The 13,071-nt window shown below is 62.6% G+C and carries 13 protein-coding genes and 1 tRNA gene; 6 read left to right on the top strand and 8 right to left on the bottom strand.

Features of this window, described 5'->3' with window-relative positions; all coding sequences use genetic code 11:
* Positions 1-61 precede the first annotated feature (61 nt).
* Positions 62-137: transfer RNA gene (locus ACI3GR_RS14900), tRNA-Thr, on the bottom strand.
* A 48-nt stretch (positions 138-185) separates the two neighbouring features.
* Entirely contained in the window at positions 186-1,868 is a 1,683-nt protein-coding gene (locus tag ACI3GR_RS14895; RefSeq protein ID WP_407495565.1) for an ABC transporter permease, read from the bottom strand.
* A gap of 99 nt (positions 1,869-1,967) precedes the next feature.
* On the opposite strand from ACI3GR_RS14895, the gene ACI3GR_RS14890 reads away from it, so the two are divergent.
* Positions 1,968-2,843 carry a hypothetical protein gene (locus tag ACI3GR_RS14890; protein WP_407495563.1) on the top strand — a complete coding sequence of 292 codons (876 nt, stop codon included), beginning with the start codon at positions 1,968-1,970 and terminating at the stop codon, positions 2,841-2,843.
* 166 nt (positions 2,844-3,009) lie between these two features.
* Here ACI3GR_RS14890 and ACI3GR_RS14885 read toward each other — a convergent pair whose 3' ends face one another.
* Positions 3,010-3,288: a DUF2312 domain-containing protein gene (locus ACI3GR_RS14885; protein WP_407495561.1), complete on the bottom strand. Its 279-nt coding sequence runs from the start codon at positions 3,286-3,288 to the stop codon at positions 3,010-3,012.
* Between the two features lie 129 nt (positions 3,289-3,417).
* Here ACI3GR_RS14885 and ACI3GR_RS14880 point away from each other — a divergent pair, with 129 nt between their 5' ends.
* Positions 3,418-3,633 (top strand): hypothetical protein, encoded by a 216-nt coding sequence (locus ACI3GR_RS14880; protein WP_407495559.1) that lies wholly within the window; start codon positions 3,418-3,420, stop codon positions 3,631-3,633.
* Positions 3,634-3,636: 3 nt separating this feature from the next.
* Here ACI3GR_RS14880 and ACI3GR_RS14875 read toward each other — a convergent pair whose 3' ends face one another.
* Together ACI3GR_RS14875 and ACI3GR_RS14870 are read right to left on the bottom strand one after the other, a co-directional pair.
* Complete coding sequence (locus tag ACI3GR_RS14875; protein WP_407495557.1) at positions 3,637-5,703, bottom strand: enoyl-CoA hydratase/isomerase family protein; 2,067 nt, start codon at positions 5,701-5,703, stop codon at positions 3,637-3,639.
* A gap of 218 nt (positions 5,704-5,921) precedes the next feature.
* Positions 5,922-6,137, bottom strand: a complete 216-nt coding sequence (locus ACI3GR_RS14870) for a hypothetical protein (RefSeq protein WP_407495556.1) — start codon at positions 6,135-6,137, stop codon at positions 5,922-5,924.
* A gap of 298 nt (positions 6,138-6,435) precedes the next feature.
* Between ACI3GR_RS14870 and ACI3GR_RS14865 the strand changes: the two genes are divergently transcribed.
* The 4 genes from ACI3GR_RS14865 to ACI3GR_RS14850 all read left to right on the top strand — a co-directional run bounded on the left by ACI3GR_RS14865 (position 6,436) and on the right by ACI3GR_RS14850 (position 8,685).
* Complete coding sequence (locus ACI3GR_RS14865; RefSeq protein ID WP_407495554.1) at positions 6,436-7,299, top strand: MBL fold metallo-hydrolase; 864 nt, start codon at positions 6,436-6,438, stop codon at positions 7,297-7,299.
* A 99-nt stretch (positions 7,300-7,398) separates the two neighbouring features.
* Complete coding sequence (locus tag ACI3GR_RS14860) at positions 7,399-7,824, top strand: YeeE/YedE family protein (protein ID WP_407495552.1); 426 nt, start codon at positions 7,399-7,401, stop codon at positions 7,822-7,824.
* A complete protein-coding gene (locus ACI3GR_RS14855; RefSeq protein WP_407495550.1) occupies positions 7,824-8,258 on the top strand; it encodes a DUF6691 family protein in 435 nt (144 codons plus the stop codon). The genes ACI3GR_RS14860 and ACI3GR_RS14855 overlap by 1 nt, the downstream gene beginning before the upstream one ends.
* 10 nt (positions 8,259-8,268) lie before the next feature.
* A complete protein-coding gene (locus ACI3GR_RS14850) occupies positions 8,269-8,685 on the top strand; it encodes a protein tyrosine phosphatase family protein (RefSeq protein ID WP_407495549.1) in 417 nt (138 codons plus the stop codon).
* 89 nt (positions 8,686-8,774) lie between these two features.
* On the opposite strand, the gene ACI3GR_RS14845 is transcribed toward ACI3GR_RS14850, so the two are convergent.
* The 3 genes from ACI3GR_RS14845 to ACI3GR_RS14835 all read right to left on the bottom strand — a co-directional run bounded on the left by ACI3GR_RS14845 (position 8,775) and on the right by ACI3GR_RS14835 (position 13,070).
* A complete protein-coding gene (locus ACI3GR_RS14845) occupies positions 8,775-9,965 on the bottom strand; it encodes a FliM/FliN family flagellar motor switch protein (protein ID WP_407495547.1) in 1,191 nt (396 codons plus the stop codon).
* 106 nt (positions 9,966-10,071) lie between these two features.
* The gene (locus ACI3GR_RS14840; RefSeq protein ID WP_407495546.1) at positions 10,072-12,753 is read right to left on the bottom strand and encodes an ATP-binding protein; all 2,682 of its coding nucleotides are present in this window, start codon (positions 12,751-12,753) and stop codon (positions 10,072-10,074) included.
* A 2-nt stretch (positions 12,754-12,755) separates the two neighbouring features.
* Positions 12,756-13,070 (bottom strand): hypothetical protein, encoded by a 315-nt coding sequence (locus tag ACI3GR_RS14835; RefSeq protein WP_407495544.1) that lies wholly within the window; start codon positions 13,068-13,070, stop codon positions 12,756-12,758.
* Position 13,071 lies beyond the last annotated feature (1 nt).

Below are 13,071 nucleotides of genomic sequence, written 5' to 3'. Positions count from 1 at the left end.
GCAGCAAAACCCCTTAAAATGCGCCGTTTTGCGCGGGGTTGATTATGGCTGAATTGATTGGTGGTGCCCCCACACGGACTCGAACCGCGGACCCACTGATTACAAATCAGTTGCTCTACCAGCTGAGCTATAGGGGCATGGCCGCGGTGTCTAATGCCAAGCCTCGCGCCGATCAAGCGGTTTTCTTAGCGGTTAGCCCGCGCCAGCAGACCCACGGCCACAAGCCCCACCGCCATGATCAGAACTGCACCCGGAGAGGCGAGCTCCAGCTGCTCTAGCGACGCCTGTTCATGCACCCGCGTCGCCAGCGTGTCATAGTTGAAAGGCCGCAACAAAAGCGTCGCGGGCAGTTCCTTGACGCAATCCACAAAGACCAGCAGCAGGGCCGACGCAAGCGTGCCGCTGACCAAGGGCGCATAGATCTCGCGCAGGATCTGTCGGGGCGACCGGCCCAAAGACCGTGCAGCCATGGGAATCGATGGCGACACGCGCCCGAACGCCCCATCAGCCGCCCCCTGCGCGATGGCGAAGAACCGCACCGCATAGGCCAGCACCAGCGCAAAGGCCGATCCGGTCATCACCAGCCCGATGTCGATTGATGTCGCGGCCTGCACCGCATCCGCCAGCCAATGGTCAATCTGCGCCAAGGGGATCAGGATACCAACGCCGAGTACCGCGCCCGGCGCCGCATAGCCGATGGTGGTCACAGGCATCAGGCGACGCGGCAGATCACGCCCCGACAGGCGCACCCCGTAGACAAGGAAAACTGCCGCCGCCACTGTGACGACCGCCGCAATGCCACCCACCGCCACCGTGTGCCACAATGCCAATAAAAGGCCCGCGTCGGCCCAGACCTCGGCGTTGTCGATGGCATGGGACAGGATCACGCCCGCCGGCAATGCAAAGCCCATCAGGATCGGCACAAGGCACAGCGCGGTTGCCGTCCAACCGGCAAGGCCCTTGATCCGCTGGCGTTCGACCGGGCGATGGCGGGACGACAGCAGATAGAACCGCGACCGACGGCGCGAGGCTTTTTCGACCAGCAGCAAAGCCCCCACCAACACCAGAATGACCAATGCGATCTGTGCTGCACCGGGGGCAGAGTTCGCCTCTAGCCACGTGGTGAAGATCCCCGTCGTCAGGGTCTGAACGGCGAAATAATCGACCGTGCCGAAATCGTTGATCGTCTCCATCATCACGATGGCCACACCCGCCGCGATGGCAGGCCGTGCCAAGGGCAGCGCCACCCGGCGGAACCGGCCAAAGGGGCCAAGGCCCAGGGACATCGCGACCTCTTCCCCGCCGCCCGATTGTTCGCGCAGCGCCGCGCGGGTCAGCAGGTAGACGTATGGATAAAGCGCCGCTGACAGCACGATGATTGCCGATCCCAGCGACCGGATTTCCGGGAACCAGTAGTCACGCGCGGTCTGCCAGCCAAAGGTGCCGCGCAAAAAGGTCTGCACCGGACCGGCATATTCCAACAGATCGACCAAGGCGTAGGCCCCGACATAAGCCGGCACCGCCAGCGGCATCAGCAGCGCAAATTCAATCCACCGCACGCCCGGAAACCGATACCGTGCCACCAGCCATGCCGCACCCGTGCCCACCATCGCGGTCAAAAGTCCAACCCCGGCCATCAACAGGACCGAGGTGCGCAGATATCGCGGCATAGTGGACGACCACAGGCGGGCGACAGCATCCGATTGTTCCGCGCCCGTGACCCAAGGCCCGAAAGCAATCCAGATCACCGCAACGATGGGCGCCAGAACGATCACGGCAATCACCAACGCCCCCAGCGACCACAAAGAGGGGCCGGTGCGGCGCAGTGCAGACAGCGTTCCAGTCTGGGGTGCAGTGTCAGAGGTCATGGTCCCTCCTGTGCCCGAAACATGTTTTACTGTCCAGATGAACCCATATAATCCAAGGGCTACCCCCGATCACAGACGCGGGACCAAGGAAGGCCAAAGATGAAGATCGTGCTGCATCTGGGCGCGCATTGCACCGACGAAGGCAAGCTGGCGCATACACTGGCCCGCAACCGCGGCGATTTTCTGGCGCGCGGCGTGGCCGTGCCGCCGCCCAGCACCTACCGCGTCCTGCTGCGCGAAGCGATCCATGCGCTTGATAAGGGTGTGCCGTCGGAAGAAGCCTCTGACATCCTGATCGACTCGATCCTTGGCGATGATCACGCCGAAACGATGATTCTGTCGAACGACAACTTCCTTGGCGTGCCGCATATGTCGATCGAGAACGGGCAGTTCTACCCGCTGGCCGAACAGCGACTGGCCGATATCCGCCTGCTGTTTCCGGGGGCGGAGTTCGAGCTGTATTTCGCCGTGCGCGATCCCGGCACCTTTATACCTGCGGTTCATGCGGCCTCGACCGGGATGACCTTGGATCAGGTGCTCAACGGCACCGACCCGGGGCAGCTGCGCTGGTCCGATATGGTCCGCCGGATGCGCGACATCGCGCCCGAGATGCCGATCACTCTGTGGTGCAACGAAGACAGCCCGCTGATCTGGGGCGAAATCATCCGCGCCATGGCTGGCCTGCCCGAGGGCACCAAGATCCGCGGTTCGTTCGAATTGCTGACGGAAATCATGACCCGCGAAGGCATGCAACGCTTCCGCGCATATTTCGCCGCCAACCCCACGATGACAGAGGCGCAGAAACGCAAGGCGATCATCGCCTTCCTGAAACGCTACGCCATCGAAGACGCATTAGAGGACGACATCCCCCTGCCCCCCTGGCCGGACGAGGTCTTTGAATATCTGACCGATGCCTACGAGGAAGACATCGACTCGATCGACGGGATGGAGGGCGTGCGGGTCCTGCGGCCTTAGAGCGTTACATTGCCTCGGGTCCTTGCGCTGTGACGCAAGACATCCGTGCCGCCCGGCGCAGCCCTCGGTGATGACGCCCACTCCCCAACCGCAAGACACTCAGTCTACGAAAAAGGCCGCGCCCCTTTCGGAACGCAGCCCACAAAGTCCACGAAGAATTCGTGCCTCAGCTCATGCCAAGCGCTTCTTTATACATGTCCAGCACCGCCTCTTCTTCGGCGATGTCGTCCTTGTCACGCTTGCGCAGCGCGATGACCTTGCGCATGACCTTGGTGTCGTAGCCGCGCGACTTGGCTTCGGCCATCACCTCTTTCTGCTGGTCAGCAAGGTCTTTCTTTTCGGCATCAAGCCGTTCAATCCGTTCGATAAACTGGCGCAATTCCCCGGCTGCCACGCGGTAATTCGCTTCGCCACCATTGTCGATCACGTCGCCATTGTCGTCCATCGCCCCGTCTCCTGCATGGGATGTCTGCCTAGAAGTGCTTTGACTAGCGCCCCGTCCTAGGCTTGGCAAGCGCGCCCCGGTGTCTTAAGCGGGGCCTGCGGCTAAAGCACCGAACTTAGGGAAAAACATATGGACATCCTGATCTGGACAGGCGCGGCGATCTCGGTTCTGGGGCTGTTGGGCCTTGGCTATTGCATCCTGCGCGTGCTCAAAGCCAAACGTGCCGGATACGACGACGAAACCCTGCGGGCCGAGGTTGCCAAGGTCGTTCCCCTGAACCTTGGCGCGCTGTTCATGTCCGTGATCGGGCTGATGCTGGTGATCTTGGGGATCTTCTTCGGCTGACCGTCAGGCCGTGGCCTGTGCCTGAGCCTGAGCCTTACGCACAACGGCATCCACATCCAGATCCCGGAACGCAGCGCCATCTTGGGCAAGCCGTTGCAGGATCGGATGCGGGGCCCAGACGTCGGCACACACGGGGCCGAAACGGTCCGTCAGACGCCGCCCCAACTCGACCAATGACGGCAGGCCCATTAAATCCGCCTCGGCCATCGGGCCGCCGGTAGTGCGCGGATACCCCCAGCCCTGCAACATCGCCACGTCGATCTGAAGCGGGCGCTCTACGACGCCCTGTTCGATCAACCCGCAGCCTGCGTTCACCAGCGCCAGCGTCGTGGCCGACCGGATCAGCGCGGCGGGTGGCGTCCACAGGGCATCGCGTCTAAGCGTCCCAGCCAAATCATCCAGCAACACATTCGACACGCCACCCCGCGGCGGCGCCACCCCGTCGCGCAAGATACGGGCCGACAGACGATTGTCGCGACCAGCGGCCTTGGCACGGCGCAGGTAATCCGCCGTGGGCGCGCGCCCCAGCAACTCATACGCGCCGCGCGCCATGCCATGATCCCGCAACGCGCGGTCGATAATTTCAGGCGCGACACCCACTTCGGCGAGACGATCGGCACTGGCCAGCAGCGCATCGAACATCCCATGCGCGACCGAGGGCAACCCCGCCGGACTGCGCAGTAAGACCCGGCCCAGTTTGCGCAACCCGGCCTGCGCCGTGGCCAGCGCGGGCGCGTTGGTGCCGTCGCTGATCTTCACCTCGGCCAGACGCGCGGGAAATTCCATGTCGGACAAGTAGACGCCCATGACCCGCCCGGCCAAGGACGCCGGCGCAAGAAGCTGGCAGTCCATCTCCATGCTCAGACACAGGACAACGGCGGTATCGCGCAGGAAGGGTGCGATTTCGGCCAGCCGAAGGGTCAGATCGTCCGGGTTGTCACCGGACGAAACAAAGACGATCGACGCCTCGCTTAGAGCGGACAGATCGGCGCGCGTGCTCACCCGGCTCGCGATCCCACGGGCCGTGTCGGGCTTTAGCCCCAGCACGTCAGCCTGACGCATCAGGCGGTACCGCACGTCGCCCAGCAGTTGAACGCCCTGCACGTCGTCCAATTCCACCAGCACCGAATTCACCGCCGCCTGCGCCGCCGCCCCCGCAATGCGGGTCCCGGTCTGAGAGGCCGGGTAGAACGCAAAACTGACCGGCCCGTCGCTATTGCGCGGGGTTAGACGGGTGCTGCGCTGTTCCGCGAAACGTGCGCGCCGCAGCCCCTTGGACCGGGACGTCTGGCGCAGCGCCTCGAATACGGTCTGTTCTTGTGCGATCAGGTCGGAAAACGGCATCATCGGCGCGGCGGCGATCATGTCGATGATCTCACGCTCGGCCCGGCCCTTGGGGCCTGCCGCCTTGCGCCAGCGCTTGACCGCCGCGTCGTAGCCATGCAGGTCGGCGAACCCGTCGGCCCGATCACGTGTGCGCGCCCACAGACCGTTCTGAACCAGCTCATCCGCGTAAGCCAGACCTGCGTCCAGCACCTCCTGACCCTTGGCGATCCGATCGATCACCCCCCGGCACATCGGGCTATCCGCCGAATGCGGCACCGCCCCCAGAACGAAACGCAACGCCCGATCCGCTCCGATCAAACGCGGCAGACGGGCCAGCGATCCGCCAGCCGTACAAAGGCCAATGTTTAAATCGGGAAAGCCGATCCGCGCCTTGGGCGTTGCGACGCGGACATGAGCCGACAGCGCCAGTTCCAGCCCCGCCCCGGCAACGTGACCTTCCAGACAGGCGATGACAGGTTTGTCCATATCCTCGATCCGGCGGCACACGGCGGCCAGATCGGGCGCGGATTGGGGATCGTCCAGCTCTCGGATCGGGAGGGTGGTGGCAAAGACCCCGGCAGAGCCGGTCAGCGCCACGGCATCGACATTCGGATCATCGGCGATTTGGTCCAGATCGGCCATCAGACGACGACGCAAGCCGGTCCCGACCGCGTTCAGCGGCGGGTTCGATAACGGGATCACAGCAACGCTGCAAACCCCGGTCGAAACGACCCTCATCGCCATGGACTGGCTACCCCGATCTCGCCTCACCCCGATCTTGCGCCGGGTTTAGACCAACTATCAAAACAAATTGCCCGCATCACATTGGATCGCAGGCCACCTGACCTCGTAAAATAGACTTATCAGCAAAACACTGACACGGCGCGATATTCCTTCACGTCCGTGTCGCCAGCAATGGCATGCAACCCATTGAATGTCAAAAATTTTGAGCCTTCAAAGCCCTACGCAGTAAGGTTTTCAAAGCGAACTTGCACCGCTTCGTCGGTTATCTCATCCAACAGGCGCCGAAGACTGACGGGGGCCGCACAACCAGCGCGGGAATAGCTGCCCATCACCTCATGCAATCGGGGCAAAAGCACATGCCGACGGCCGGGCGCGACGTTGGTGATTTCATCAATAAAGTCGTGGGCTTGGCGATCAAGCTCGTTACGAGTCATAGGCAATACCTCCTCAAAAGGCCAAAACAGCGACCCGCGGGCCGAAAGACCCGCTAAAGACCTACCCCCGCTCCCCAAAGCGGTGTCGGCCCGATACTGGAAATCGCCCTACCCCGTTCCTCCCTTGGGATAGCAGCGCCCGACTATGCTACGGCGAAACCCGCCAAAAACCAACGCATGATTCCACCCCTGCCGGATTTTCGCTTGCGCCAAAGACTTATCCACAAGGGAAAACTGGGGCCTTGCAATATATTCGACAATTGCTATATGTTCTTTCGAAACGAGAAAGGATTCGACCATGTCCCCTGAAGTTACCGCCTTCTTTGATGAAGCCACGAACACCATTTCCTACGTCGTGCGCGACCCTCAGGGCAGCGCCTGCGCCGTCGTCGATTCCGTGCTGGATTTTGACTATTCCTCTGGCCGGACGGACACGCGATCCGCGGATGCGATCATCGCCTTCGTAAAGGAAAAAGGGTACGAGGTTCAGTGGCTTCTGGAAAGCCACGTGCACGCAGACCACCTGTCTGCCGCGCCCTATATCCAGGAACAGCTGGGCGGCAAGATCGGTATCGGCGACAACATTCGCATCGTGCAGGACACCTTCGGCAAAGTCTTTAACGAAGGCACCGAATTCCAGCGCGACGGATCGCAGTTCGACCAGCTTTTCGTCGAAGGCGACAGCATCCATATCGGCCAGCTGCGCGCGGACGTGCTGCACACGCCGGGCCATACGCCTGCCTGCCTGACCTACGTGATCGGCGATGCCGCATTTGTGGGCGACACGCTGTTCATGCCCGATTTCGGCACTGCGCGCTGCGACTTCCCTGGTGGGTCGTCGGAAACGCTGTACAACTCGATCCAGAAAATCCTCGCCCTGCCGGACGACACCCGCATCTTCGTGGGCCACGACTACAAGGCTCCGGGCCGCGACGAATATGCGTGGGAAACCACCGTCGGCGAACAAAAGGCGCTAAACATCCACGTCGGCGCTGGCAAGGACGCGGCGGATTTCATCAAGATGCGCGACGAACGCGATGCGACGCTGGCCATGCCCAAGCTGATCATCCCGTCGCTGCAGGTGAACATGCGCGCAGGTCAGATGCCGCCCCCCGACGAAAAGGGCGACGTCTTCCTGAAAGTTCCGGTCAACAAGCTGTAATCACGGCTTTTACCGGACACTTCACACACTATCTGACACCCCTGCCCGTCGCGAACCGGGCAGCGGTGTGACCCTTCAAGGACTTAAGGAAACGCAATTATGCAACCTGACTGGATTATGGGCCTGATCGGCGGCTTGCTGATCGGACTGGCCGGGGCCGTTCTACTGCTTGGCAACGGTAAAATCATGGGCGCCAGCGGCATCATCGGCGGATTGGTCGATGGATCGGGCCGTTCTGACAAATGGGACCGCATCGTCTTTCTCGCCGGGCTCTTTGGCGCGCCGATCATAGTGATGCAATTCGTCGGCACCCCGGAAACCAACGCCACCAACAACGTCGCCGTGCTGATCGCGGCCGGTCTTCTGGTCGGCGTGGGCACGCGGATCGCGAACGGATGCACCTCGGGCCACGGTGTCTGCGGCATCTCGCGCTTTTCGTTCCGGGGCATTATCGCCACCGTCTTTTACATTCTCGCGGGGGGTCTGACGATCGTCTTCTTCCGCCATCTTATGGGGGTGATCTGATGCGGTATCTGATTGCACTTCTGTCCGGCAGCCTGTTTGGCGGCGGCCTTTATATCTCTGGCATGACTGACACCACCAAGGTGCAGGGCTGGCTGGATGTCTTCGGCGCATGGGACCCGACCCTTGCCTTTGTCATGGGGGGCGCGATCATCCCGATGATGGTGGCATGGCGCCTGACCCGCGTCGCCCGTCGGCCCGCATCAGGCGGAGCCTTCCCGCCCGCGCCGATGCCGGAACTGGATCGCCGTCTGGTGATCGGTTCGGTCATGTTCGGCATGGGCTGGGGTCTGGCTGGCCTGTGCCCCGGACCGTCGGTGGCGTCGCTGTCTTATGGTGGCGTGCCCGGGCTGATCTTCATCGTGTCGATGCTAACCGGCATGATGGCCGCGCCCCCAATCAAGGCACGTCTGGACACGATGGTTCCTGCGGAATAAAGGCTTGTTCATGGATATTCGACAGGTCACCCCCCGCTATTCGGTCACGCCGCAGATCACGCCCGAGGATATGCCCGCCATCAAAGAGGCAGGCTTTACCCGGGTGATCTGCAACCGGCCCGACGCCGAAAACCCGCCAGAGCTTCAGGCCGAGGCGATCAAAGCCGCCGCAGAGGCGCATGGACTGGATTTTGTCAGCATCCCGCTGACCCACCAGACCATGACGCCCGACAACATCGACGCGCAGACCGCGGCGATGGAAGCGGACGGTCCGGTTCTGGCCTACTGCGCGTCCGGCACGCGTAGCACTGTAATCTGGTCCCTTGGCCGCGCGGCCGAAGGGATGAGCGCGGACGATATCCTGTCCACCGCGACCAAGGCAGGCTACGACCTGTCGGGCCTGCGCCCTCGGCTGGAACAGGGCTAATCCTCTGAGACAAAAACGAAAAGGCCGGCCCCGAAGACATTCAGGGCCGGCCTTTTTTGGTGTCTCCCAAGGGCGCGACCTACCGCACCCTAGTCGATTACAGGCAAGGCCCCCATGGGCATCGCCCCCAGATCGCCAAGGTCCGGCAGATCATCGCCATCGCTGGCCCCATCATCGCCGCTAAGCCCCGGCAAATCGCCCATATCCGGCAGATCGCCCAGCAGATCTTCGTGTTTCTCACGCCCGCCGTCTAGGTCAGGCAGATCGGGAAGGTCCGGCAGTTCGGCCATCATCGGTGCAGGCTCTGGCACGTCAAAGGCAGGGGCCATCGAAATCCCGGGAAAGTCGGGCTCGGGGTCAGCCTGTTTCGCCACCGCGGCGGGTTTCGCCACAGGCTCCGCCACCTCGGCGCTGCCGACGCCCGCCATCGACAGCCGCACCGCTCGCATTCCGTTCATCTGTCCCAGACGCGATTGTATCAGCACCGATTGTGCACCGACCTCCAGTTCGGTCTGACCGATGGCTTCGGCAGGGATGGGCAGCGTGTCGCCGGGTTTTAGCGCGCTGATCGCCGACAGCGGCAGGCTGAACCGATGCAGAACCGCGCGCAATTCTGCCGGGGCCTGCATCACCGACGCCTCTAGCGCGGCGCTGGTGCCTGCGCTGCCCGCGGGGGTGTCCAGAACCGCAGCCTCGATCACGGGGAAGATCAGCATCGCCTCCCCCTCCCGCTCGGCCGCGAGGTCGAGCGTTACGCGGAACACGTGGAAATCCGTCGCACGCAGGGCCAGCGACAACAGGCGTGCCGAATCCATCATCGACCCGAACCGAAACCCCTTGGCCCAATCAGCACCGCCCGTTTCATCCAACAGCGCCTCGAACCGTTCCAGCGTCGCGTCGATCAGCGGCGCGACCATGGCGGCGTCTGTGCGGGTAACACGGCGCGGGTCTGGTGCCAGCTTGCTGACCTTGCCGATGGTCTGCACCTCGACCAGCCCGGACACGACGGGGAATTGGAAAAACGCCGCGCCAATTGCGCCTTCGGGCCCGTCCAGCAAGGTGATCAGCCCGTCATCGGGCAGCGCGTCGATGACCGCATCCAGCGGTTCTTCGGACAAAGAGATACCGCTGGCTGCAAGGGCCAGATCCCACAAGTCTTCAGCCGACCGGGCTAACGAAAGGCGCAGAGCCTTGGCCGGCGACATTGCGCGCGCCTGCCAAACCTCTTTCGCCGCGCTTGCCTTGCGCCGCAGGACTGCGTTCAGATTGGTGGTCTCCATCGGCCTCGATAGTCTTTACCCGCACTCAGACCCCACACTACCCAGAGGATGGTTACCAAGCCGTTGACCAAACCGGTATTTCCGCAAGCTTTCGCGGGAAATGTGCCTAAGTGATCGCGGGACCGCCGCCCAATGGCATCGTCACCCGAAAGGCCGCGCCCCCCTGTCCCGGCAGATAGGTGATACCACCGCCCAGCCGGACCATGATTTCCCGACAGATCGCAAGCCCCAGACCAGCCCCTCCTGCCTGTTGATGCCCGACACGGCTGAATTTTTCGAAAATCAAATCCTGCTCTTCTCCCGCGACGCCGGACCCGTTGTCGATAAAATCGACGATCAGGGTGCCGTCGACCTCTCGGGCACTGATCTGCAGTTCGGGCGACTTGGCGTCGCAATATTTCTGCGCATTGGCGATCAGATTGATAAACACCTGTGCCAGACGATCCCGGTCCGTGGTGACCTGTACCTGCAACGCACCATCCTTGCGGATGCGCATACCGCCCCGATCCGCCCCCGCCGCAGAAATCGCGTGATCCAGAATCCCCGACAACGGCCCGCGCGACAGGTTCATCCGCACCTGACCATTTTCCAGCACCGACAGATCTAGCAGATCATCCAGCAACCGGGTCAGGCGCACCGCCTCTCCGTGGATGATACCTGCGTATTTCACCTTGTCCTCGGCCCCAAGCGCTTCGGTATCACGCATGATTTCGGAAAACGCCCGGATCGAGGTCATGGGCGTGCGCAATTCATGGCTGATCTGACTTAGAAACGCGTCCTTTTGCACCGACAGCGCCGTCAGCTTGTCATTCGCCGCCCGAAGCTGCCGGGCCGTCCGCTCCAACTCGGCCGACTGGGCCTGAAGCTGGCTGGATTGCTCCATGATCTGCGCGGTTTCATCCGCCACGGCCAGCAGATCCTCGACCGAGACGTTGGACCCACCGGTCATCTGCCCGATCATCGCATGGGCCGTCGCCGCCCCCACGGACCCGGCCAGTTCCCGTTCCAACCGGCGCAGGAAATCTGGTGTCGGTTCAGGCAGATAGCCCTGAAGCCCCTGATCCTGTGCCGCCGCCCGGAACAAGGCCTGCGCGTCGCGCGATCCAAGGATTCGCTGCGCCATGATCATCAGGTCTTCGGATTGCGCCATGGCCCCGGACCATCCGCGCGAATTGGCCGAATGGTCGAACACGTTGACGAACTGCGCGCCTTGCAACCGCTCCAACGGAGTTGGGAAGGTCATCACGCAGGTCACGACAAATGCCAGCGCATTCAGCGAAAGCGACCAAAACACGCCGTGCACCAGCGGGTCCATCCCGACAAACCCGAACATCGCATAGGGCCGCAGCCAACTGATCCCGCCCGGCCCCTCCGCAAGGGTCGCTGCCGATAACAGAACGTCCGGCCCAAAGCTTGGCAGGAAAAGGCACCACAGCCACAGTCCGCCGCCAACACTCAGCCCCGCCAGCGCGCCCAACCGGTTGGCCCCACGCCAAAACAGCCCGCCCAGCAGCGCGGGCAGAAACTGCGCCACGCCAGAGAATGAAATCAGGCCGATGGCAGCCAAGGCCTCACCACCTCCCGTCACGCGGTAATACAGGAACCCCAAGGCCAGCACGCCGATGATCGAAAACCGCCGCGACAGCATGACCACGGATCGCACGTCGCCCGACACCATCGCGCCTCCCGCCTGCCGAGACAGCCAGATCGGCATCACGATGTGGTTCGACACCATAGTCGACAGCGCGATAGAGGCCACGATCACCATCGACGTCGCCGAGGAAAAGCCGCCAATGAACGACAACAGCGCCAGACCGTTTTTCCCTTCGGCCAGAGGCAGGGACAAAACGAACAGATCCGGGTTCGACCCTTCGGGCAGCAGGTCCAACCCGACCACCGCGATGGGCACGACAAACAGGCTCATCAACAGCAGGTAAAGCGGAAAGGCCCAGGACGCGGTGCGCAGGTGGCGCTCCTGTTCATTCTCGACCACAAGCACTTGGAACATCCGGGGCAGACACAGGAAGGCCGCTGCCGACAGGCCGGTCAGGGCCAGCCAGCGGTCCGGCTTGATCTGCCAAGCACCCAGCGATGACGCATCGATCCGATCCAGCGTCGCGCCGACACCCCCGCCAATGGACCAGACGACAAAGATGCCCACAGCCAACAACGCCACCAGCTTGACCACGGCTTCAACCGCAATGGCCATGACGACACCATGGTGGCGTTCGTTCGCGTCGAGATTTCGCGTCCCGAACAGCACGGTGAAAAACGCCAGACCCGCCGCCACCCAGAACGCGGTAGAGTTCTGATCGGCCAGCGGGCGCACCGTCAGGTCAGCCTGAGAAAACAAGGCCACAGAAAGGGTTACGGACTGAAGCTGCAGCGCGATGTAAGGTGTGGTGCCAACCACGGCGAACACAGTTACCAGCACGGCCAAAAGGTTCGACTTACCGTATCGCGACGAAATCAGGTCCGCGATCGACGTGATGTTCTGCGACCGCCCGATGCGGACCAGTTTGCGCACCGCCCAGAACCAACCGACCATGACCAGCGTCGGACCGATGTAGATCGTCAGATACTCCATCCCCGACCGCGCGGCATATCCAACCGCGCCGTAAAACGTCCAAGCGGTACAATAGATCGACAGCGACAGCGTATAGACCAGCGATGATCGCAGCCATGTCGCCCGCCCTCGGAACGCCGCACGTTCGGCCGCGAAAGCCACAAGGAACAGCGTCGCCACATAGGCCAGACAGACGCCGATCAGCAGGTTCAGCGACGCCATGGTTACCCGCCGCTCCGAATATCGGGCGACTCTGTTATCTCACCGGTCGATTCTCCCAACTCCCCTTCTCCGGCGGCGTTGGGATCCAACAGGGCGGACAACAGGGCCGAAAGGGCCGTCAGCAGGGCCCAGACACCAAAGACATAGATCATCGCGGTCGAGGTCGCGGGCGTGCCTTCTGCCCCGCCGCGCGGCCAGAGCAAAGGCAATGCCATCAACGCGCCGCCGATCACGGGCAAAACCCGCGCCGCATCCGCCAATCGGCGCTGACGATAACTGACACGTCCAAGGAAAAGAGGCATCCGCCGGTCGCTCATC

This window comes from Pseudooceanicola aestuariicola, assembly GCF_045763785.1.
Classification (GTDB): Bacteria; Pseudomonadota; Alphaproteobacteria; order Rhodobacterales; family Rhodobacteraceae; genus Pseudooceanicola.
This window is presented reverse-complemented; position numbering and strand designations above follow the sequence as displayed.

Bases quoted from the DNA above. Each gene is read 5' to 3' on its own strand.
- ACI3GR_RS14870 (WP_407495556.1), bottom strand. From the start codon at position 6,137: ATGACTCGTAACGAGCTTGATCGCCAAGCCCACGACTTTATTGATGAA.
- ACI3GR_RS14840 (WP_407495546.1), bottom strand. From the start codon at position 12,753: ATGGCGTCGCTGAACCTGCTGATCGGCGTCTGTCTGGCCTATGTGGCG.
- ACI3GR_RS14835 (WP_407495544.1), bottom strand. From the start codon at position 13,070: ATGAGCGACCGGCGGATGCCTCTTTTCCTTGGACGTGTCAGTTATCGT.
- ACI3GR_RS14885 (WP_407495561.1), bottom strand. From the start codon at position 3,288: ATGGACGACAATGGCGACGTGATCGACAATGGTGGCGAAGCGAATTAC.
- ACI3GR_RS14850 (WP_407495549.1), top strand. From the start codon at position 8,269: ATGGATATTCGACAGGTCACCCCCCGCTATTCGGTCACGCCGCAGATC.
- ACI3GR_RS14865 (WP_407495554.1), top strand. From the start codon at position 6,436: ATGTCCCCTGAAGTTACCGCCTTCTTTGATGAAGCCACGAACACCATT.
- ACI3GR_RS14845 (WP_407495547.1), bottom strand. From the start codon at position 9,965: ATGGAGACCACCAATCTGAACGCAGTCCTGCGGCGCAAGGCAAGCGCG.
- ACI3GR_RS14890 (WP_407495563.1), top strand. From the start codon at position 1,968: ATGAAGATCGTGCTGCATCTGGGCGCGCATTGCACCGACGAAGGCAAG.
- ACI3GR_RS14880 (WP_407495559.1), top strand. From the start codon at position 3,418: ATGGACATCCTGATCTGGACAGGCGCGGCGATCTCGGTTCTGGGGCTG.
- ACI3GR_RS14875 (WP_407495557.1), bottom strand. From the start codon at position 5,703: ATGGCGATGAGGGTCGTTTCGACCGGGGTTTGCAGCGTTGCTGTGATC.
- ACI3GR_RS14860 (WP_407495552.1), top strand. From the start codon at position 7,399: ATGCAACCTGACTGGATTATGGGCCTGATCGGCGGCTTGCTGATCGGA.
- ACI3GR_RS14895 (WP_407495565.1), bottom strand. From the start codon at position 1,868: ATGACCTCTGACACTGCACCCCAGACTGGAACGCTGTCTGCACTGCGC.
- ACI3GR_RS14855 (WP_407495550.1), top strand. From the start codon at position 7,824: ATGCGGTATCTGATTGCACTTCTGTCCGGCAGCCTGTTTGGCGGCGGC.